A 22,386-nucleotide genomic window follows, 5' to 3' on the forward strand; every position below is an offset into this window, starting at 1 on the left:
GGACCCGCGTCCCGCCACTCGTACGAAATTGCTCACGGCGTGCGGGGCAGTTCGGACCCGCGTCCCGCCACTCGTACGAAATTGCTCACGGCGTGCGGGGCAGTTCGGACCCGCGTCCCGCCACTCGTACCAAGCATCGTTCTGCGTGGTCTGGGATACGGCACTTCCGGCGTCTAGTAGGCTTTCGTCCGTGAGTGACACAGAAGCAACAGCACCAGCACCCCGTCGCGTCGTCGTCGCCGAGGACGAGTCGCTCATCCGCCTCGACATCGTGGAGATCCTCCGCGACAACGGGTTCGACGTGGTCGGTGAAGCCGGTGACGGTGAGACCGCCGTCCAGCTCGCGACCGACCTCCGCCCCGACCTCGTCGTGATGGACGTCAAGATGCCCCAGCTCGACGGCATCTCCGCAGCCGAGAAGCTGTCCAAGAACCACATCGCGCCCGTCGTCCTGCTGACCGCGTTCAGCCAGAAGGACCTCGTCGAGCGTGCGACCGAGGCCGGCGCGCTGGCCTACGTGGTCAAGCCCTTCACCCCGAACGACCTGCTCCCCGCGATCGAGATCGCCCTCTCGCGGTACCAGCAGATCATCACGCTCGAAGCCGAGGTCGCCGACCTCGTCGAGCGCTTCGAGACCCGCAAGCTCGTCGACCGTGCCAAGGGCCTGCTGAACGAGAAGATGGGCCTCACCGAGCCCGAGGCCTTCCGCTGGATCCAGAAGGCCTCGATGGACCGCCGCCTGACCATGCACGACGTCGCGAAGGCGATCATCGAGCAGCTCAGCGCCAAGAAGTAGTCCACGCACCACCGTCGCTCACGGAACGCCGCCGGACCCCCTGGGGTCGGCGGCGTTCCTGCGTCCGGGGGCGGGGCGTGTTCCGCGACCACCTGGCAGGCTGGAGGCATGGACGACGTGGTGATCCGAGCCTCCCGGCCTGACGACATGGCGGCCGTGGCCGACCTGCGGTGGCGGTGGAGCGTGGACGAGGGCGGCGCGCAGCCGGCGACGAGCGTCGAGGCGTACCGCGATGCCATGACGGCGTTCGCCGCTGCCCACGCGGAGTCGCACCGGTGCGTCGTCGCGGAGCGGGACGGTGTGGTGCTCGGCATGGCGTGGCTCGGGCTCGTCGCGCGACCGCCGCTGCCGGACCGGCCGGGGCGTCGACTGACTGCTGACGTGCAGACGGTCTACGTGCACCCGGAGCTGCGAGGTTCCGGCGTCGCCGGACGCCTCGTGACGGCCCTCCTCGAGCTCGCCGACGAACTCGGCGTGGAGCGGACGTCGGTGCACTCGAGCGTGGACGGCGAACGGCTCTACCGGCGGCTCGGGTTCGGCGACGCGCGCCTGCTCCTGCAGCGGCCGCCGGAGGACTGAGCGGTCCGTCGGTCGGTCAGCGACGCTCGCGGATCATGTTCGTGATCCGCACGGTGGAGCACCGGCGACCCTGGTCGTCGGTCAGGACGATCTCGTGCGTGGTGAGCGTGCCGCCCAGGTGGATGGCGGTGCACGTGCCCGTGACGATCCCGCTCGTGGCGCTCCTGGAGTGCGAGGCGTTGAGCTCGATGCCGACGGCGTAGCGGCCGGGCCCGGCGTGCACGTTCGCGGCCATCGAACCGAGGCTCTCCGCGAGCACGACGTAGGCGCCGCCGTGCAGCAGCCCGACCGGCTGGCGGTTGCCCTCGACGGGGATCGAACCGACCGCCCGCTCGGCCGAGAGCTCGGTGATGACCATGCCCATCTTCTCGGCCAGCTCGCCCATGCCGCGTTCGTCGAGGCGGGGATCGATCGTGGTCGATGTGGTGTCGTCGGTCACGGTCTGCGTCGACCTTCCGTGTCAGCGGGCGTCGGTAGGCTGTCCGGGTGTCGGACTCCGCAAAGCCTACCCTCATGGTCATCGACGGCCACTCGCTCGCCTTCCGGGCCTTCTACGCGCTGCCGGTCGACAGCTTCGTGAACCGCGAGGGGCAGCACACCAACGCGATCCACGGCTTCATCTCGATGCTGCTGATGCTCCTGCAGCGTGAGAAGCCCACCCACCTGGCGGTGGCGTTCGACATCTCCCGGTTCTCGTTCCGCACGCGTGAGTACGCGGAGTACAAGGGCACCCGCTCCGAGACCCCGGCCGAGTTCAAGGGCCAGATCCCGCTCCTGCAGCAGGCGCTCGAGGCGATGGGGATCACCACCGTCACGAAGGAGGACTACGAGGCCGACGACATCCTCGCGACCCTCTCCAAGCAGGGTGCCGACCAGGGTTTCCAGGTCTACGTGGTCTCCGGCGACCGCGACTCGATCCAGCTCGTCAACGACGACGTCACGCTGCTCTACCCGTCGGTCCGCGGTGTCTCCGAGCTCACCCGCTACGACCGCGACAAGGTCTACGAGCGGTACGGCATCGAGCCCCACCAGTACCCGGACATCGCCGCCCTCGTCGGTGAGACCAGCGACAACCTGATCGGCATCGACAAGGTCGGCGAGAAGACCGCGGTCAAGTGGGTGACGCAGTACGGGTCACTCGACGGCGTCCTCGAGCACGCCGACGAGATCAAGGGCGTCGTGGGCAACAACCTGCGCGAGCAGCGGGACCGGGCGATCCGGAACCGCCGGCTCAACCGCCTGGTCACCGACGTCGAGCTGCCCGTCGGTCCCGCCGACGTCGCGCTCCGCCCGGTCGACGAGACCGCGGTGCGCGAGCTCTTCGCCAAGCTGCAGTTCCGCACGCTGCTCGACCGCGTCTTCAAGGTCGCCGGATCGGGCGACCCCGCCGAGCCCGCGGCCGAGGGCACCGTCACCGACGGCGCGCCGACCCCGCCGCCCGTCAAGACCCTGATCGACGAAGAGCTCGGCTACTGGCTCGAGCGCCGCAACGCGACCGAGGCGGCGAACGGCTACGGCGTCGCGGTCGAGGTCATCGACGGCCGCCTCAGCGCCATCGGCATCGCGACCCACGACGACGCCGTGCTCGTGCCGGGCGGCAGCGGTGCGAAGGACTACGAGCAGCTCTCGGCCTGGTTCGCCTCCGACGCCCCGAAGCACTTCCACGACGCCAAGGCCGCGATCAAGGCGCTCGGTACCGCCGGCTTCGTCGTGAACGGCATCGCCGGCGACGCCCGGATCATGGGGTGGCTCGCGCAGCCCGGCAAGCAGGGGCAGCCGCTGTCCGACCTCGTCTACCAGGAGCTCGGCGAAGAGCTGCCGACGGCCGACCCGAACCAGCTCGTCCCCGAGACCGACCCGGTCAACGTCGGGGTGCACGCCTGGTTCGTGCTCCGCGTCACCACGGCCCTGCGTGCCCGGATCGACGCGTCCTCGCTGCAGGTCCTCGACGACATCGAGCTGCCGCTCGTGTCCGTGCTCGCCGGCATGGAGACCATCGGTGTCGGCATCGACCGCCCGGTGCTCACCGGCCTGTCGAAGGAGCTGGGGGAGCGCGCCGCCGAACTCGCGCAGCAGGCCTTCGCCGAGATCGGGCACGAGGTCAACCTCGGGTCGCCGAAGCAGCTGCAGGAAGTCCTGTTCACCGAGCTCGCGATGCCGAAGACCCGCAAGACCAAGACCGGGTTCTCGACCGACGCCGCGAGCCTCGCCGACCTGCAGGAACAGCACCCGCACCCGTTCCTCGGGCTCCTGCTGCAGCACCGTGACGCCACCAAGCTCCGCCAGATCGTGGACACGCTCGACGCCGCCGTCGTCGACGGTCGCATCCACACCCGGTACGAGCAGACCGGCACGAGCACCGGCCGCGTGTCGTCGACCGACCCGAACCTGCAGAACATCCCGGTGAAGACCGCCGTCGGCCGTCGGATCCGTTCGGCCTTCGCGGTCGCCGAGCCGTTCACGACGCTCGTCACCGCCGACTACTCGCAGATCGAGATGCGCATCATGGCGCACCTGTCCGGCGACCCCGGGCTCATCCAGGCCTTCAACGAGGGCGAGGACCTGCACCGCTTCGTCGGCGCCCGGGTCTTCGGGGTCGACCCGTCCGAGGTCTCCAACGAGATGCGCACCAAGGTGAAGGCGATGTCGTACGGACTGGCCTACGGCCTGAGCGCCTTCGGTCTGTCGAAGCAGCTGCGCATCGAGCAGTCCGAGGCGCGCACGCTGATGACCGAGTACTTCGCCCGCTTCGGCGCCGTGCGCGACTACCTGCGCAACGTCGTCGAGCAGGCCCGCGAAGACGGCTACACCGAGACGATCTTCGGTCGCCGTCGTCCGTTCCCGGACCTGAAGAGCCCGAACCGGGTCCTGCGTGAGAACGCCGAGCGGGCCGCGCTGAACGCCCCGATCCAGGGTTCGGCCGCCGACATCATCAAGATCGCGATGCTCGGTGTCGCCGACGACCTGCGCGAGGGCGAGCTGCAGTCCCACCTGCTGCTCCAGGTGCACGACGAGCTCATCCTCGAGGTCGCTCCCGGTGAACAGGAGCGCGTCGAGGACATCCTGCGCACCCGGATGGGCAACGCCGCCGAGCTGAGCGTCCCGCTCGACGTCTCGGTCGGCGTGGGGCCGAACTGGGAGATCGCCGCCCACTGACCCGGGGGCGGCGCGGACTCCGCTCTGCCCGGGGGCCGTCCCGCCCCGCGGGTCGGTAGGGTCGGGGCATGAGCGAAGAGCGTCCTGTCCGCCAGCCGTCCGCCGTCGACCGCGTCGCCGAGGACTGGGTCACCACCCTCGTCGACCTCGACCCCACGACCGCCACGTACATCGGCGTCCCGGGGCGCACGGGGGAGTACGGCGACACCTCGCCCGCCGGTGCCGCCGCGATGGCCGAGGCCGCGCGCGGTGCGAAGCGTGCGCTCGACGCCGCGCCCGCCGTCGACTCCGTGGACCAGGTGACGAAGGCCGACCTCGGCGCCGAACTCGACCTGGTGCAGGAGTCGTACGAGCGCAAGCTGCACCTCCGCGACCTCAACGTCATCGCGAGCCCGGCGCAGTCGGTCCGCGAGATCATCGACCTGATGCCGACCGCGACCGAGGGCGACTGGCAGGACATCGCGAGCCGACTGCACGCGCTGCCCGATGCGCTCGAGGGCATCCGCGAGACCCTGCTCGAGGGCACCCGTGAAGACGTCACCCCGGCCAAGCGCCAGGTCGCCCTGGTCGCCGAGCAGGCAGCCCGGAACGGTGCCGAGGACGGCTTCTTCGCACGCCTCGCCGAAGGTGCCGCGTTCGACGACGGTTCGCCGGTGCCGGACACGCTCCGCGCCGAGCTCACCCGCGGAGCCCAGGTCGCCTCGGCCGCGTACCGCTCCCTCGGGCAGTTCCTCGAGCACGAGCTGCTGCCGCTCGCCACCCCGGTCGACGCGGTCGGGCGCGAAGCCTACGAGCTGCACTCGCGCCGGTTCCTCGGTGCGGTCGTCGACCTCGACGAGACCTACGAGTGGGGCCTCGAGGAACTCGCGCGCATGCGGGACGAGCAGGAGCGCATCGCCGACCGCATCGAGTCCGGCGCGAGCGTCGCCCGTGCGATCGAGGTGCTCGACACCGACCCGTCCCGGATCCTGCACGGAACCGACGCCCTGCAGCGGTGGATGCAGGAGACCAGTGATGCGTCGATCGCCGCGATGGCCGGGACCTACTTCGACATCCCGGACCCGATCCGTCGCCTGGAGTGCCGGATCGCCCCCACGCAAGAGGGCGGCATCTACTACAGCGGCCCCTCCGACGACTTCTCCCGTGCCGGCCGCATGTGGTGGTCCGTGCCCGAGGGCGTCACCGAGTTCGGCACCTGGCGCGAGAAGACGACGGTCTACCACGAGGGCGTCCCCGGACACCACCTGCAGATCAGCCAGGGCGTCTACAACCGCGGCGAGCTGAACACCTGGCGCCGGCAGCTGTCCGGGTCCTCCGGGCACGTCGAGGGCTGGGCGCTGTACGCCGAGCGGCTGATGGAGCAGCTCGGGTTCCTCGACGACGACGGCGACCGGCTCGGCATGCTCGACGGCCAGCGGATGCGGGCGGCCCGTGTGGTGCTCGACATCGGCGTGCACCTGCAGAAGACCAACCCGGACGGCGGGGGCTGGACGTGGGAGTACGCCCTCGACTTCATGGGGCAGAACGTCAACATGGACCCGGCGTTCGTCCGGTTCGAGGTCGCCCGGTACTTCGGGTGGCCGGGGCAGGCACCGTCGTACAAGGTCGGCCAGCGCGTGTGGGAGTCCATCCGCGACGAGGTCGCCGCGCGCGAGGGGGCCGAGTTCGACCTGAAGGCGTTCCACCACCGTGCGCTCTCGCTCGGCAGCATCGGCCTCGACACCCTCCGGACCGCCCTGGTCGGGTGACGCGCCGTCGACACGCCCGGTTGTGGGGCCTCCGCCGGTGCGGTTAGACTTGTGCGGCGCAATCCGCGCCACTCAATCAATCGCCACGGCGGTGCACCACGGGGGCCGAGTCCCCGCACGCCATGGCCCGACTCATGTCCGTTCGGAGCAATCTCTACATGACAACCACTACGACCAAGGCTCCTAAGCAGGTCGCCATCAACGACATCGGTTCGGCTGATGACTTCCTGGCCGAGGTCGAGAAGACCCTGAAGTTCTTCAACGACGGTGATCTCATCTCCGGCACCGTCGTGAAGATCGACCGCGACGAGGTCCTCCTCGACGTCGGTTACAAGACCGAGGGCGTCATCCCCTCGCGCGAGCTCTCGATCAAGCACGACGTCGACCCCAACGAGGTCGTCAACGTCGGCGACGAGGTCGAGGCCCTGGTTCTCCAGAAGGAGGACAAGGAAGGCCGCCTCATCCTGTCGAAGAAGCGCGCGCAGTACGAGCGTGCGTGGGGCGACGTCGAGAAGATCAAGGAGTCCGACGGCGTCGTGACCGGCACGGTCATCGAGGTCGTCAAGGGCGGCCTCATCGTCGACATCGGCCTCCGTGGCTTCCTCCCCGCCTCGCTCATCGAGCTCCGTCGTGTCCGCGACCTCACGCCGTACCTCGGCCAGGAGATCGAGGCCAAGATCCTCGAGCTCGACAAGAACCGCAACAACGTGGTCCTGTCGCGCCGTGCGCTCCTCGAGCAGACGCAGTCCGAGTCCCGGACCACGTTCCTCAACAACCTCCACAAGGGCCAGGTCCGCAAGGGCATCGTGTCCTCGATCGTCAACTTCGGTGCGTTCGTGGACCTCGGCGGCGTCGACGGTCTCGTCCACGTCTCCGAGCTCAGCTGGAAGCACATCGAGCACGCCAGCGAGGTCGTCGAGGTCGGTCAGGAAGTCACCGTCGAGATCCTCGAGGTCGACCTGGACCGCGAGCGCGTGTCGCTCTCGCTCAAGGCGACGCAGGAGGACCCGTGGCAGGTCTTCGCCCGCACCCACGCGATCGGTCAGATCGCACCGGGCAAGGTCACGAAGCTCGTCCCGTTCGGTGCCTTCGTCCGCGTTGCCGACGGCATCGAGGGCCTCGTGCACATCTCGGAGCTCTCGAACAAGCACGTCGAGCTCGCCGAGCAGGTCGTCTCGGTCAACGACGAGGTCTTCGTCAAGATCATCGACATCGACCTCGACCGTCGCCGCATCTCGCTCAGCCTCAAGCAGGCGAACGAGGGCGTGGACCCGGAGAGCGACGAGTTCGACCCGGCGCTCTACGGCATGCCGACCGAGTACGACGAGAAGGGTGACTACAAGTACCCCGAGGGCTTCGACCCGGAGACCAACGAGTGGCTCGAGGGCTACGACACCCAGCGCACCGAGTGGGAAGGCCAGTACGCGGCCGCCCAGGGTCGTTGGGAAGCCCACAAGGCGCAGGTCGCGAAGACCATCGCCGACGAGGCGCAGGGTGGTTTCGACCTCCCGGCCGGCGCTTCCTCCTCGTCGTCGTCGTCTTCCTCCTCCTCGTCGTTCGCCGGCGAGACCGGTGGCGCGAGCCCCCTGGCCGACGACGCCTCGCTCGCAGCACTCCGCGAGAAGCTCAGCTCGACCAACAACTGATCGAGCGGTTCGTCCCGACCGGAAGCCCGGCACCCCTGACAGGGTGCCGGGCTTCCGGCGTTTCCGGCGGCCCGGGTCGTTACCCTGTTGCCGTGCACATCATCGGACTCACGGGCGGCATCGCCGCGGGCAAGTCGACGGTCTCCCGGCGCTGGGCCGAACACGGGGCGGTCGTCGTCGATGCCGACCGGCTGGCGCGGGACGCCGTGGCACCGGGAAGCCCCGGCCTGACGCAGGTCGCGGAGCGGTTCGGTCCGTCCGTCATCGCTGCGGACGGCTCGCTCGACCGGCCGGCACTCGGTTCGGTCGTGTTCGCGGACCCCTCGGCGCGGAAGGACCTCGAGGCGATCACCCACCCCGAGGTCTGGCGCCTCGCGCAGCAGGCCTTCGATGCGGCCGAGTCCGCCGATCCCGACGCCGTCGTCGTGTACGACGTGCCACTGCTCGCCGAGGCCCGGGGATCCCGCCCGCTCCGGTTCGACGCGGTCGTGGTCGTCGATGCGCCCGCCGCGCAGCGCATCGAACGGCTCGTCGAGCACCGCGGCATGCCACGGGACGAGGCCGAGCGTCGCGTCGCCGCGCAGGCCAGCGATGCGGACCGTCTCGCCCTCGCGGACCACGTCGTCGACGCCACCGGAACGCTCGAGCAGACGATCCGCTCCGCTGACGAGGTCTGGACGCGGATCACGGCATGAGTCACCGCCTGCTCCTGGTGCTCGCCGCGATCGTCCTCGTGGCGATCGGGGCGGGCTCACTCGTCGCCGCGAACGTCCTCGGCGCCCAGCGCGTGGCGGACAACGGGCGGGTCGCGGTGCACGAGGAGCCCAGGTCCGACGACCGGCCGGCAGCCGGAGCCGGTCCGTCGGGCGACGAGGGGCCGTCCGGTGACGAGTACGGGCCCGACGGGGAGTTCCACCGGTTCCGGCTCGGGACGGTGAACGGGGAGCGGCTCACCCCGAACCGGGACGACTTCGCCGCCCGGACCTCGTCCGACGGCCCGCTGCTGCTGTTCCTGCCGGCGACCCGTTCGCGCCCGGCCGAGTACCAGCGGTTCCTGGCTGCCGCGCTGGCGGACGGGTACCACGTGCTCGGACTCGACTACTGGAACCTCGGCCGCACGTTGTCCGGCACCTGCGAGGCGAACGCCCGCTGCTACGGCATGGTGCAGCGGAACCGTTTCGACGGCACCCGACCGTCCGAGTTCAGCGCCGTCAGCCCGGCCGGGTCCATCGTCTCGCGCTTCCGTGACGCCGTCGCCTACCTCGACGACCACGACCCCGACGGTGGCTGGGGCCGGTTCGTGCAGGGCGACGACCGGATCATCTGGAAGGACATCGTCGTGGCCGGTCACTCGCAGGGCGGCGGCGAGGCCGCGTACATCGCGCACATCCGCAGTGTCCGCGGTGCGCTGATGTTCTCATCGCCGGTCGAGTCCCGCGGCCCGGCGCACGCCGCGTGGATGGACCGACCCGGGAGGACACCCGTCGACCGCATGTACGCCATCGACGACGTCCGCGACACCTTCGGCCCCCGCATCACCGGTTCGTGGGACGTCCTCGGGCTGAGCGGGGTGACCGGCCCGTTCGAGACGGACACCGCACCGCCCCTCGCCGGCGCCGACCCGCACGCGATCCTCACGGACATCGGTGGTGACGGCAAGGCGCACTCCGTGATCATCAAGGACTCGACCCCGCTCGGCAGCGACGGGGTGCCCCGGATGCTCCCGCTCTGGCAGTGGATGCTGCAGCGGTTCTCCACAGATCCCGCTGCTCCCTCCGACCGCTCATAGGGTCGCGCAATACGCTTTCTCCGTGCAGCCCGTTCGTCACGAACCCGACCTGCGCTCGCTCATCCGGGCCCGTGCGGCCGACGGGGGCGAGCGCCACTTCCTCGAGGACGCCCGGTCCGGACGCGTCCTCACCTACCGCGTGCTCGACGACGCGGTGACCGCCTGGTCGCGCACCTTCGACGCAATCGGCATCGCCCCGTCCGGCGCCGTGCTGGTCGACGTCGGGGACCCACTCGCGTTCGCGGTCGTGCACCTCGGCGCCGTCGCGTCCGGCCGCCGGGCGATCCCCGTCGACACCGGGCAGCCGACCACCGAGCCCGGCCGTCTCGCCGACCTCATCGGCGGCGCGTCGATGGTCGTGTCGGACCGCGCGGTGGACGCGACCGTCCCCGGGGCGCCGGCCAGCGGGATCGACCCGGCCACGTTCCTCCCGGCCACCGTCCGTGACGGCGACCTGCCCGCCGTGAGCCCGCACGCACCGGGCGAGGGCTCCGTCGTGCTCTTCACCTCCGGCTCGACCGGTACCCCCAAGGGCGTCGAACTGCCGGAGACACAGCTCCTGTTCGTCGCCCGGGCCGTCGCGCGGCACAACCGGCTCACGCCGGACGACCGCGGCTTCAACTCGCTGCCGCTGTTCCACGTCAACGCCGAGGTGGTCGGACTGCTCGCGACCCTCGTGGCGGGCGCGACGCTCGTCCTCGACCGCCGGTTCCGACGTACCGGGTTCTGGGAGCTGCTGGCGGAACGGCGCATCACCTGGCTGAACGCGGTCCCCGCGGTCCTCGCGGTCCTTGCGAAGACCGGGCCCCTCGCGTTCCCGCCGGGGTTGCGGTTCGTGCGCAGCGCGTCGGCGCCGCTCCCCGATCCCGTCCGCGCGGCCCTCGGCGACGTGCCGCTCGTCGTCAGCTGGGGCATGACCGAGGGGGCCTCGCAGATCACCGCGACCCCGCTCGACGAGCCCGCCCGGCCCGGGACCGTCGGGGTGCCGGTCGGGTCCGAGGTGCAGGTCCGCGGCGAGGACGGCTCGGTGCTGCCCGTCGACGAGGTCGGCGCGCTGTGGGTGCGGGGCGAGGGGATCGTCCGGGGCTACCTGGGTGGCCGGGCCGCCGAGCGCTTCGACGCGGACGGCTGGCTCCACACCGGCGATGTCGGTTCCGTCGGTGCCGACGGCTGGGTGTCACTCGCCGGACGCTCCGACGACGTCATCAACCGCGGCGGTGAGAAGGTCTACCCGTCCGAGGTCGAGGACGTCCTGCTCGGCGACCCGCGCGTGCTCGAGGCGGTCGTCGTCGGTCGCCCCGACGACGTGCTCGGATCCGTGCCGGTCGCCTACGTGATCCCGCAGCCCGACGAACCGGTCGACCCCGCCACCCTCGTCGCCGATCTCGTGGCGCGGGCCGAAGCTCGGCTGACGCGGTTCCGCCGCCCCGTCGAGGTCATCGTGGTGCCCGACCTCCCGCGTGCGCCGACCGGCAAGGTGCAGCGCGCGAAGGTCCGGACGATGGCCAGTCCGTCGTGACCGGACCGTCGTCCGCGCTCTCGACGGCGGACGCCGGCCGGAGCGCCGGCACTGGGGTACAGACGCCGACACGGACCGCCGAGGGCAAGCCGCGGCACCTGTACGAGGTCGACGTGCTGCGCATCCTCACGTTCGCGTGCGTCATCGGGGTGCACACCACGAGCCACACCGCAGCCACCGACGACGTCGGGCTGAACGCGCTGCTCGCCCTGCTCCACTTCACGCGGCTGGTCTTCTTCTCGCTGACCGCGTTCGTGCTCGTCTACAGCTACACGTTGCGCCCGCGGCCGATGGCGCAGTTCTGGCCGAAGCGCTTCCTGCTCGTCGGCGTGCCGTACCTGGCGTGGTCGTTCGTCTACGTGGCATCGGCCTGGCTGCTCAGCCAGACCCGACGCGGTGACGTCCCCGACCTGGTGCGGACCGCGGCCGAGGGCATCGTGACCGGGACGTCGTGGTACCACCTGTACTTCCTGCTCGTGACGATGCAGGTGTACCTGCTCCTCCCGGTGATCGTGTGGTTGGTACGACGCACCCGCGGGCACCACGTCACGGTGCTGGTCGTCGCCCTCGTCGTGCAGCTGGTGGTCTTCGCCGGGTACAAGTACTTCCCGGCGAGTGACGCCTGGATGCACGGGTACCAGAAGCAGTTCTTCTTCTCGTACGTCTTCTTCATCGTCTCGGGAGCGATCGCCGCCGACCACGCGGACGCCTTCCTGCGGTTCGTCCGGGTCCACCGGCGCGCGGTGCTCTGGGCGTTCGCCGGCGTCGGCGGGCTGACCCTCGGCGGGTGGGCGCTGCAGGTGGGGCTCGGCCAGTCGCTCTACGCAGCCGGCACGCCGCTGCAGCCGATGCAGGTGATCTGGAGCACCGCCGTGTTCGTCGGCTTCCTGGCGATCGGTGCCGCGTGGGCCGACCGACGTCGGGCAGGCAGCCGGATCGCCCGCTTCGTCGACTACGCGTCCGATCGGTCGTTCGGCATCTTCCTGAGTCACCCGTTCATGATCTGGGTCCTGCTGTACGGCGACAGCTGGCTCGAGGCCGTGGTGCCGCGGCCGTGGCTCACCCTGGTGACCTACCTGCTCGTGCTGGTGCTGTCGGTCGCCGTGACCGAGCTGTTCCGGTGGACCCCGCTCAGCGTGCCGCTGACCGGGCGTCCCTCGCTCGCCTCGCGCGGGCAGCGCGCGGCGCGGGCGCGTCGCGCCGACCGCTGAGCGCTCGCACGGCGCAGCTCTCGTGCGAGGTTCCGTTCGTCGTGCGATGGCGGCTCCGCCGCACGGAGTCCGGAACCTCGCACCAGCCGTGCGCGTGCGGCGCGGTGGACCCGTGGCGGGGCGGTCTGGAGGCGCGGGGCGGGCCCGACCCGGGCCTCCAGACCGCGCGTGCGGACCACCAGGGCACGGCACACGTCCCGTGCGCACCGCGCGTCAGGCCGAGCGCTGCTCGGCCTTCGGGGTGCCGATCTCGAGCACGCCGTCCGTCGACGTCAGCCGCTGTGGCTTCATGAACCAGGCGACGACGGCAGCGGCCCCGAGCAGGACGCAGGAGAGCGCGAAGGGCAGCTGCCATCCGGAGGCGTCGATGAGCAGGCCGAAGACCACCGGGGAGACCACACCCGCGATCCCGAACCCGGTGTTCATGAAGCCGGAGGCCGTGCCGGACCACTGCGGTGCGACGTCCATCGGGATCGCCCAGAGGTTGGCGTTGCAGAGCTCGAGGAAGAAGAACGACAGGGCGAGCGAGACCGTTGCGACGAGCAGGCCCTGGCCGACCACGAGCGGGATGAGGCAGAGCAGCGAGCCGCCGAGGCCGATCACCAGGATCACCCGTCGAGCGTTCCGGGTGTCCCCGCCGCGGTGGATGATCCGGTCGCTGAGCATCCCGCCGACGGTGTCCCCGACGACACCGGCGAGCAGGATGAGGGTGGTGAAGAGCGCGAAGTCGGCGATCTCGAGTCCGTAGGTCGAACTGAGGAACGTCGGCAGCCACGTGAGGAACACCCAGAGGGTCCACCCGTAGCCGAAGTCGACGAACGTGACCGGCAGGATCTGCTTCGCCATCTGCCGCCACGGCACCGGGGGACGGGTCGCCCGGGTCTCGACCGGCGGGAGCTCGGCGAGTTCGACCTGCGTGATGCCCTTCGCGGACTCGGGCTTGTCGCGGAACCAGACGAACCAGACGATCGCCCACGCCAGGGAGAGCACCGCGGTGGCGAAGAACGCCCAGCGCCAACTCCCCGTCGCGCCGATCACCCACGCGACGATGAGCGGGGCCAGGGCGTTCCCGAGTCGCGCCGCCGAGTGCACGACGCCCTGGGCGAAGCCGTTCCGGTCACGGGGGATCCACCGGCTCATCGCCTGGGTCGCGGTCGGGAACGCGGCGGCCTCGCTGAGTCCGAGGAGCGCCCGCGCGGCGAAGAGGGTCCAGAAACCGACGGCGAACCCGGTCCAGAGCGTGGCGACGCCCCAGATCACCGTGATGACGAAGAGCGCCCTCCGCGGACCGAACTTCTCGCTGATGGTGCCCCCGAACACCTGCAGCAGGGCGTACGGCAGCGAGAACGCGGAGACGATGAGCCCCGCGGTGGCCTCGTTGAAGCCGAACTCCTCGGTGATGTGCGGCAGGGCGGTGGAGATGTTCGTCCGGTCGATGTACGAGATCGCGTACATGAAGCAGAGCAGGACGAGCACGCGGCCGCGGATGCGTCCGCGGAACGGGGTGCCCTTGGACGGTGCGGCCGGGGTCGCCGTGGTCATGAGGCCTCTTCGGGGGAGTGGGAAGGAGTCGGGGTGCTGAACAGATCGGACGGTATGCCTGACCGTTAGCAGTGGACTTGGAGCCTGCTTGCAGCGGACAATACGCCCAGGGCGAGCAACGTCCTCCCGTGTCAGGGGTGCCGACTACCGTTGTGCCCATGGGTGTTGCGATCGAACCGACCCGAGCGGTGCGTCCGTTCGAGGTCATCAGCGAGTACTCGCCGAGCGGCGACCAGCCCGCGGCCATCGCCGAACTCGCCGGGCGGATCAACGCCGGTGAGACCGACGTCGTGCTGCTCGGTGCGACCGGTACCGGCAAGTCGGCGACGACGGCGTGGCTCATCGAGCAGGTGCAGCGGCCGACGCTCGTGCTCGCGCACAACAAGACCCTCGCGGCGCAGCTCGCGAACGAGTTCCGCAGCCTGATGCCGAACAACGCGGTCGAGTACTTCGTCTCGTACTACGACTACTACCAGCCAGAGGCGTACGTCCCGCAGACGGACACGTTCATCGAGAAGGACTCCTCCGTCAACGCCGAGGTCGAACGCCTCCGGCACTCGACGACGAACTCGCTGCTCAGCCGTCGGGACACCGTGGTGGTGTCGACCGTGTCGTGCATCTACGGTCTCGGCACCCCTGAGCAGTACATGAACGCCTCGGTCGCGCTCCACGTCGGTCAGACGATCTCGCGCGACCAGCTCGTCCGCAAGTTCGTCGCCATGCAGTACCAGCGCAACGACGTCGACTTCGCCCGCGGCACCTTCCGTGTGCGCGGCGACACCATCGAGATCATCCCGATGTACGAAGAGCACGCGATCCGCATCGAGATGTTCGGTGACGAGATCGAAGCGCTCTCCTCGCTGCACCCCCTCACCGGCAACGTCATCGACGACCTGCCCGCCGTCTCGATCTTCCCGGCATCGCACTACGTCGCCGACACCGACGTGATGCACCGGGCGATCGTCTCCATCAAGGAAGAACTCGCGGAGCGGCTCGCCGAGCTCGAGGGCCAGGGCAAGCTGCTCGAAGCGCAGCGCCTCCGCATGCGCACGACGTTCGACATCGAGATGATGGAGCAGATCGGCTTCTGCTCCGGCATCGAGAACTACTCGCGCCACATGGACGGCCGTGGGCCGGGCGAAGCACCGCACTGCCTCATCGACTACTTCCCGGACGACTTCCTCATCGTCATCGACGAGTCGCACGTCACCGTGCCGCAGATCGGCGCGATGTACGAAGGCGACGCCTCCCGCAAGCGGACCCTCGTCGAGCACGGTTTCCGCCTGCCCAGCGCGATGGACAACCGTCCGCTGAAGTGGGAAGAGTTCCTCGAGCGCGTCGGGCAGAAGGTCTACCTGTCGGCCACCCCGGGCCGCTACGAGCTCGGTGTCACCGACAGCGTGGTGGAGCAGATCATCCGCCCGACCGGCCTGATCGACCCCGAGATCGTGGTGAAGCCGAGCGACGGCCAGATCGACGACCTGCTCGAGGAGATCAAGCAGCGCGTCGAGAAGGACGAGCGCGTCCTCGTCACGACGCTCACCAAGCGCATGGCCGAGGAGCTCACCGACTTCCTCGGGAACGCCGGCGTGCGCGTCCGGTACCTGCACTCCGACGTCGACACCCTCAAGCGCGTCGAACTGCTCACCGAGCTGCGGCAGGGCGTGTACGACGTCCTCGTGGGCATCAACCTGCTGCGTGAGGGCCTCGACCTGCCCGAGGTGTCGCTCGTCGCGATCCTCGACGCCGACAAGGAAGGCTTCCTCCGCTCGTCGACGTCCCTGATCCAGACGATCGGCCGCGCTGCCCGCAACGTCTCGGGGCAGGTGCTCATGTACGCCGACAAGATGACCGACTCGATGAAGACCGCGATCGAGGAGACCGATCGCCGTCGCGAGAAGCAGGTCGCGTACAACCTGGAGCGCGGCATCGACCCGCAGCCGCTGCGCAAGAAGATCGCCGACATCACCGAGGTGCTGCAGCGCGAGAACGACGACACGAAGGCGCTGCTGCAGGGCCGCCCCGGGACCGATGGTCGTCGGTCACCGACGCCGAACCTCAAGCGAGGGGGCATCGCCGGCGAGGGCGCCACGCAGCTCGGTGCCACCATCGCCGACCTCAACGACCAGATGCTGCAGGCAGCCGCCGAACTGAAGTTCGAGCTCGCCGCCCGCCTGCGCGACGAGGTGCAGGACCTGAAGAAGGCCCTGCGGCAGATGGAGTCCGCCGGGCATGTCAGCTGATGACCGTCGTACGGTCGTCGTCACCGGTGCGAGCGCCGGCCTCGGCTACCACGCTGCCGAGCAGCTGGCAGCGGCCGGGCACCGCGTCGTGCTCGCGACCCGTGACGGGGATCGGGCGGCGTCGGCCGAGCGCAGCATCCGCCGCCACGTCGACGGTGCGTCGCTCGCCCACGTGCACCTCGACCTCGCCGACCTCGACTCGGTCCACGCTGCCGCCGACGAGCTCGCCGTGCTCGAACCCGACGGCGTCGACGCCGTCGTCAACAACGCCGGTGTCGTCGGGTCGTCCACCCGAGGGAGCACGGCCCAGGGCACGGAGCTGCAGATCGGCACGAACCACCTCGGGCACTTCGCCTGGACCGGCCTGGTCCTGCCCCTGCTCGAACGGCGCGCCGGCCGTGTCGTGCACCTCGGGTCGATCGCCCACCGGTTCGCGCGCCTCGACCCGGTCGACCCGCTCGGGGTCGGCCGGTACTCGAACCACCGCCAGTACGCACGCAGCAAGCTCGCCGTGATGCTGTTCGGGTTCGAGCTCGCCGAACGCCTTGCCGACTCGGGTTCGTCGGTGTCGAGCGTCGTCGCGCACCCCGGTCTGTCGCTCGAGCGCCTCTCACCCGCCCGTCCGGACATCGCGCCCAGCCGACCGGAGCCGTCGTGGATCCGTCCGCCGCAGCGGCTGGCCGCCCAGGGCAAGGACGTCGGTGCACAGCCGCTCGTGCACGCAGCCGTCGGCACCGACGTCCGTTCGGGGGAGTACTGGGGCCCGGCCGGCCGGATGCAACTGCGCGGGCCCGCAGCGGTCGTCCGCGCCGAGCCGCGGGCGCACGACCGCACCGCCGCTGCCCGGCTCTGGGCCGCCAGCGAGCAGGCCTCGGGCGTCGCGTTCGCTCTCGACGCACTCGTCTGACCCTCCCTCCCGGCCGAATGTCGGTGCGGCTTCGTAGAATCGACGGCGATGACCATCACCTCTGATCCCGGTACCTCGACGTCGGGCCGGAACGCCTTCGGCGAGCCCGCTGACCTCCACCTCCCCGGCGGCACCGCACCGCACAGCACCTCCACGCTCAGCGTGCGAGGTGCGCGCGTGCACAACCTCCGCGACGTCGACCTCGAGATCCCGCGTGACTCGCTCGTCGTCTTCACCGGGCTGTCCGGCTCCGGCAAGTCCTCGCTGGCGTTCGACACGATCTTCGCCGAGGGGCAGCGTCGGTACGTCGAGTCGCTGTCCGCGTACGCGCGCCAGTTCCTCGGCCAGGTCGACCGCCCCGACGTCGACTTCATCGAGGGGCTCTCGCCCGCGGTGTCGATCGACCAGAAGTCGACCAACCGCAACCCGCGGTCGACGGTCGGCACGATCACCGAGGTCTACGACTACATGCGTCTGCTCTGGGCGCGCATCGGGGTCCCGCACTGCCCGACCTGTGGCGAGGTGATCAGCAAGCAGACCGTGCAGCAGATCGCCGACCAGCTCATGCAGTTCGAGACCGGTACCCGGTTCCAGGTCCTGGCACCCGTCATCTCCAAGAAGAAGGGCGAGTTCGTCGACCTCTTCCAGGAACTCGCGGCGTCCGGTTACGCACGCGCGATCGTCGACGGTGAACGCATCCAGCTCAGCGACCCGCCCAAGCTGAAGAAGCAGGTCAAGCACGACATCTCGGTGATCGTCGACCGCCTGGTGGCGAGCGACGACATCCTCGGTCGTCTCACCGACTCGCTCGAGACCGCCCTGCGCCTGACCGACGGCACCGTCGGCATCGACCTGGTCGACCACGAGGGGCCAGGAGCGGTCCGGACGTACTCCGAGAACCTCTCGTGCCCGAACAACCACCCGCTGGCGCTCACCGAGATCGAGCCCCGCACGTTCTCGTTCAACGCGCCGTTCGGTGCCTGCCCCGAGTGCTCCGGCCTGGGCACCCGCATGTCGGTCGATCCCGACCTGGTGCTCGGCGACCCCGAGGCCTCGCTGCGCGACGGCGTCCTGCTGCCCTGGACGGGGACGAGCGGGCTGTACTCCTACTTCGAGAAGCTGCTCGGTGGTCTCGGCAAGGAGCTCGGCTTCTCGCTCGACACCCCGTGGAACCAGCTCGACCCGGCGGTCCAGGCCTCGATCCTGACCGGCAAGGACTTCCAGGTGTCCGTCTCCTGGCGCAACCGCTTCGGTCGCGAGATGCGGTACACGAGCGGGTTCGAGGGCGTCATGCCCTACATCGAGCGCAAGTTCGCCGAAGCCGAGTCCGACTCGCAGCGCCAGCGGTTCCAGGGGTACCTGCGCGAGGTCCCGTGCCCGGTGTGCGAGGGCACCCGCCTCAAGCCCGAGGTGCTCGCGGTGACGGTCAACGACCGCAGCATCGCGGACGTCACCGACATGTCGCTCGACAACGCGTACGCGTTCATGGACGACCTGACCCTGACCGACCGCGAAGCGCACATCGCCGCGGCGGTGCTCCGCGAGATCCGTGCCCGTCTCGAGTTCCTGCTCGAGGTCGGCCTGAACTACCTCACGCTGGCGCGCGGTGCGGGTGGCCTCTCCGGCGGCGAGGCGCAGCGCATCCGCCTCGCGACCCAGATCGGCTCCGGCCTGACGGGCGTGCTCTACGTCCTCGACGAGCCGAGCATCGGGCTGCACCAGCGTGACAACCGTCGCCTCATCGACACCCTGGTCAAGCTGAAGGACCTCGGCAACACGCTCATCGTCGTCGAGCACGACGAAGACACGATCCGCACGGCCGACTGGGTCGTCGACATCGGTCCGGGCGCGGGTGTGAACGGCGGCAACGTCGTGCACTCCGGTTCGTACGAGGGCATGATCGAGAACCGCGAGTCGATCACCGGCGACTACCTGGCCGGCCGACGTGCGATCGAGGTGCCTGCCGAGCGCCGCAAGGTCAACCTCAAGCGTGCCATCACGGTGCAGGGTGCCCGGGCGAACAACCTCAAGTCGATCGACGCCGACTTCCCCCTCGGTGTCTTCACGGCCGTCACCGGTGTCAGCGGCTCCGGCAAGTCGACGCTGGTGAACGACATCCTGTACAAGGTGCTGGCCAACCAGCTCAACGGCGCACGGCACATCGCGGGCAAGCACACCCGCGTCAAGGGCCTCGACCAGCTCGACAAGGTCGTGCACGTCGACCAGGCCCCGATCGGCCGCACGCCGCGATCCAACCCGGCGACCTACACGGGTGTGTTCGACCGCATCCGTCAGCTCTTCGCCGAGACGCAGGAGGCCAAGACCCGCGGCTACCAGCCCGGACGCTTCAGCTTCAACGTCAAGGGCGGCCGCTGCGAGAACTGCGCGGGCGACGGCACGATCAAGATCGAGATGAACTTCCTGCCCGACGTCTACGTCGCGTGCGAGGTCTGCGGCGGTGCGCGCTACAACCGCGAGACGCTCCAGGTGCACTACAAGGGCAAGAACATCTCCGAGGTCCTCGACATGCCGATCAGCGAGGCGGCCGAGTTCTTCGAGCCGATCTCCGCGATCCACCGCTACATGGCGACCCTCGTCGACGTCGGCCTCGGCTACGTGCGACTCGGGCAGAGCGCCACCACGCTCTCCGGCGGCGAGGCACAGCGCGTCAAGCTCGCCACCGAGCTGCAGCGTCGTTCCAACGGTCGCACGGTCTACGTGCTCGACGAGCCGACCACCGGTCTGCACTTCGAGGACGTCCGCAAGCTGCTCCTCGTGCTGCAGAGCCTGGTCGACAAGGGCAACACCGTCGTCACGATCGAGCACAACCTCGACGTGATCAAGTCCGCCGACTGGGTGATCGACATGGGCCCCGAGGGTGGTTCGGGTGGCGGCACGGTGCTCGCGACCGGCACACCGGAGCACGTGGCGACCGTGCCGGAGAGCCACACCGGCGTCTTCCTGCGCGAGATCTTCGACGCGCAGGACGCCCGGGTCGGCAAGCAGCTGGCCGTCGGCGCGCGTCAGGCCACCCAGAAGCAGGGCGCGACCAAGCAGGGCACGGGCAAGCAGGGCACCGGCAAGCAGAAGGCGGGTGCTCGGTAGGTGGCGGACACCGTCCCGTGGCGTCCGAAGGCGGGGGAGATCCCGACCGACCCGGGCGTCTACCGATGGCGTGACGAGGCCGGTCGGGTGCTCTACGTCGGCAAGGCGAAGAACCTCCGCGCGCGGCTGAGCAACTACTTCGCCCCGCTGCCGACGCTGCACGAGCGAACCCGGCGCATGGTCCTCACGGCCCGCAGCGTCGAGTGGACGACGGTCGGCTCCGAGATCGAGGCACTCCAGCTGGAGTACACCTGGATCAAGGAGTTCGACCCGCCGTTCAACGTCAAGTTCCGCGACGACAAGTCCTACCCGTACATGGCGGTCACCCTCGGGGACGAGGCGCCGCGGGTGATGGTGACGCGCAACCGCAAGATCAAGGGCGCGAAGTACTTCGGTCCGTACCCGAAGATCTGGGCCGTGCACGACACCATCGACCTGATGATCAAGGTGTTCCCGATCCGGACGTGTTCGGACTCCTCGTACAAGAAGGCGATGCAGACCGGGCGCCCGTGCTTCCCAGGGCAGATCGGCAAGTGCGGTGGCCCCTGCTCGCAGAAGGTCACGATCGAGGAGCACCGCGCCCTCGTCGAGGAGTTCGTGCGCTTCATGAACTCCTACGATCGCCGCGTCATCACCGAACTCCGGCAGCGCATGGGGGCCTCGGCCGATGCGATGCAGTACGAGCAGGCCGCCAGGTACCGTGACCAGGTCGAGGCGCTCGAAGCCGTGCTCGAGAAGTCCGCCGTGGTCCTCCGAGACTCGGTCGACCTCGACCTGTTCGGCATCGCGGAAGACGAGCTCGCCGCCGCCGTCCAGCTGTTCTCGGTCCGTGGCGGCCGCATCCGCGGTGTCCGCGGCTGGGTGGTCGACAAGGAGCTCGACATCGCCACCGGCGACCTCGTCGAGCAGATCGTCCAGGGCGTCTACGTCACCGACGAGCCGCCGCGCGAGGTCGTCGTCCCCGAGCTGCCGGAGGACGCCGACGCACTGCAGCAGTGGCTCAGCGAGCGCCGGAGCGGGCGTGGCACCAAGCTCAGCACCGCGCAGCGCGGCGACCGAGCGGGTCTCGCCCGGACCGCCGCGCAGAACGCCGGCCAGGCGCTCATGCTCTACAAGACCAAGCGCTCCGCCGACTACACGACCCGCGCGGCCGCACTCGCGGACATCCAGGACGCCCTCGGCATGACCGAGGCGCCGCTCCGCATGGAGTGCTACGACATCTCCCACCTGCAGGGCACGAACGTCGTCGCGTCGATGGTGGTGTTCGAGGACGGCCTCCCGCGCAAGGACCAGTACCGGCGGTACTCGATCGCCGAGACCACCGACGACACCGACAGCATGTACCAGGTGCTGTCGCGGCGTCTGGCCCGGCTGGACGAGGACGCCGAGCTGCCGGACGTCCCCGACGTCACGACGGACGAGGTCGTCGAGGGGTCGAAGCCCACGAAGCGGTTCGCCTACCGCCCGCAGCTGCTCATCGTGGACGGCGGCCAGCCCCAGGTGCAGGCCGCGAAGCGTGCGATGGACGAAGCCGGAGTGCACGACATCGCCCTGGTGGGCATCGCGAAGCGTCTCGAGGAGCTCTGGCTGCCCGACGACGACTTCCCGGTCATCCTGCCCCGCAACTCCGAGGCGCTGTTCCTCATCCAGCGCATCCGTGACGAGGCGCACCGGTTCGCCATCACGCACCAGCGCAGCAAGCGCAAGCGTGACGTCCGCTCCCGGCTCTCGGAGATCCCCGGTCTGGGGCCGAGCCGTGTCAACGCCCTGCTGAAGCACTTCGGGTCGGTCGCACGGTTGCGTGAGGCCACGGCCGCGGACATCGGCGAGGTGAACGGCATCGGCCCGGCGACCGCTGCCGCGGTCGTGTCGAAGCTCGCGCAGACGCCGACGAGCGCGCCGGCGACGAGCGCGTCCAGCGCCCCTGAACCGGACGCCGACGCGATCTCGGACACCGGAACGGACGCGATCGCGGACGCCGGACCCGAGAACGCGGCCACCGAGCAGACCGCCACCCACCCGGGAGGCCCGGTGCGGGTCCCCGAGGTGACCAGCGACGGTCCGCAGCGACCTTCGTGACGGTCCCCGTGCCTCCAGGGCGAGACCGGGCGGTAGCCTGGTCCGGCAGCCGAGACCTCCCCGGGC

General features: G+C 69.9%; 15 protein-coding genes. 13 read left to right on the forward strand and 2 right to left on the reverse strand.

From position 1 onward, the window contains the following. Positions 1-190: 190 nt before the first annotated feature. Positions 191-796, forward strand: a complete 606-nt coding sequence (locus tag KK087_RS13105) for an ANTAR domain-containing response regulator (RefSeq protein ID WP_017887240.1) — start codon at positions 191-193, stop codon at positions 794-796. A gap of 108 nt (positions 797-904) precedes the next feature. Continuing rightward, on the forward strand, positions 905-1,375 hold the full coding sequence (locus KK087_RS13110) for a GNAT family N-acetyltransferase (RefSeq protein WP_214529754.1): 471 nt from the start codon (positions 905-907) through the stop codon (positions 1,373-1,375). A gap of 16 nt (positions 1,376-1,391) precedes the next feature. Here KK087_RS13110 and KK087_RS13115 read toward each other — a convergent pair whose 3' ends face one another. After that, entirely contained in the window at positions 1,392-1,760 is a 369-nt protein-coding gene (locus tag KK087_RS13115; RefSeq protein ID WP_214545012.1) for a PaaI family thioesterase, read from the reverse strand. Between the two features lie 128 nt (positions 1,761-1,888). On the opposite strand from KK087_RS13115, the gene polA reads away from it, so the two are divergent. From polA to KK087_RS13150, 7 genes are all read left to right on the forward strand, one after another. Then, on the forward strand, positions 1,889-4,531 hold the full coding sequence (polA, locus tag KK087_RS13120; protein ID WP_250901102.1) for a DNA polymerase I: 2,643 nt from the start codon (positions 1,889-1,891) through the stop codon (positions 4,529-4,531). Between the two features lie 68 nt (positions 4,532-4,599). After that, entirely contained in the window at positions 4,600-6,279 is a 1,680-nt protein-coding gene (locus tag KK087_RS13125; protein ID WP_027465700.1) for a DUF885 domain-containing protein, read from the forward strand. 158 nt (positions 6,280-6,437) lie between these two features. After that, positions 6,438-7,925, forward strand: a complete 1,488-nt coding sequence (rpsA, locus tag KK087_RS13130; protein ID WP_214529751.1) for a 30S ribosomal protein S1 — start codon at positions 6,438-6,440, stop codon at positions 7,923-7,925. Between the two features lie 92 nt (positions 7,926-8,017). Further along, positions 8,018-8,620 (forward strand): dephospho-CoA kinase, encoded by a 603-nt coding sequence (coaE, locus tag KK087_RS13135; RefSeq protein ID WP_214565881.1) that lies wholly within the window; start codon positions 8,018-8,020, stop codon positions 8,618-8,620. Continuing rightward, positions 8,617-9,714 carry a BPSS1187 family protein gene (locus tag KK087_RS13140; RefSeq protein WP_214565883.1) on the forward strand — a complete coding sequence of 366 codons (1,098 nt, stop codon included), beginning with the start codon at positions 8,617-8,619 and terminating at the stop codon, positions 9,712-9,714. The genes coaE and KK087_RS13140 overlap by 4 nt, the downstream gene beginning before the upstream one ends. A 22-nt stretch (positions 9,715-9,736) precedes the next feature. Continuing rightward, on the forward strand, positions 9,737-11,233 hold the full coding sequence (locus tag KK087_RS13145) for a class I adenylate-forming enzyme family protein (protein ID WP_214565885.1): 1,497 nt from the start codon (positions 9,737-9,739) through the stop codon (positions 11,231-11,233). Then, entirely contained in the window at positions 11,230-12,444 is a 1,215-nt protein-coding gene (locus KK087_RS13150) for an acyltransferase (protein ID WP_214565888.1), read from the forward strand. The genes KK087_RS13145 and KK087_RS13150 overlap by 4 nt, the downstream gene beginning before the upstream one ends. 213 nt (positions 12,445-12,657) lie before the next feature. Here KK087_RS13150 and KK087_RS13155 read toward each other — a convergent pair whose 3' ends face one another. After that, positions 12,658-13,986 carry an MFS transporter gene (locus KK087_RS13155; protein WP_214529746.1) on the reverse strand — a complete coding sequence of 443 codons (1,329 nt, stop codon included), beginning with the start codon at positions 13,984-13,986 and terminating at the stop codon, positions 12,658-12,660. A 170-nt stretch (positions 13,987-14,156) separates the two neighbouring features. Here KK087_RS13155 and uvrB point away from each other — a divergent pair, with 170 nt between their 5' ends. The 4 genes from uvrB to uvrC are packed head-to-tail and all read left to right on the forward strand — an operon-like array spanning position 14,157 to position 22,320. Then, a complete protein-coding gene (uvrB, locus tag KK087_RS13160) occupies positions 14,157-16,229 on the forward strand; it encodes an excinuclease ABC subunit UvrB (RefSeq protein WP_307858388.1) in 2,073 nt (690 codons plus the stop codon). After that, positions 16,219-17,136 carry an SDR family NAD(P)-dependent oxidoreductase gene (locus KK087_RS13165; RefSeq protein ID WP_214565890.1) on the forward strand — a complete coding sequence of 306 codons (918 nt, stop codon included), beginning with the start codon at positions 16,219-16,221 and terminating at the stop codon, positions 17,134-17,136. The genes uvrB and KK087_RS13165 overlap by 11 nt, the downstream gene beginning before the upstream one ends. 48 nt (positions 17,137-17,184) lie before the next feature. Beyond that, entirely contained in the window at positions 17,185-20,241 is a 3,057-nt protein-coding gene (gene uvrA / locus KK087_RS13170; RefSeq protein WP_250901103.1) for an excinuclease ABC subunit UvrA, read from the forward strand. Then, positions 20,242-22,320: an excinuclease ABC subunit UvrC gene (gene uvrC / locus KK087_RS13175; RefSeq protein WP_214544987.1), complete on the forward strand. Its 2,079-nt coding sequence runs from the start codon at positions 20,242-20,244 to the stop codon at positions 22,318-22,320. The last annotated feature ends 66 nt before the right edge of the window (positions 22,321-22,386 follow it).

This window comes from Curtobacterium aurantiacum (assembly GCF_018598555.1).
Taxonomy (GTDB): Bacteria; Actinomycetota; Actinomycetes; order Actinomycetales; family Microbacteriaceae; genus Curtobacterium; species Curtobacterium aurantiacum.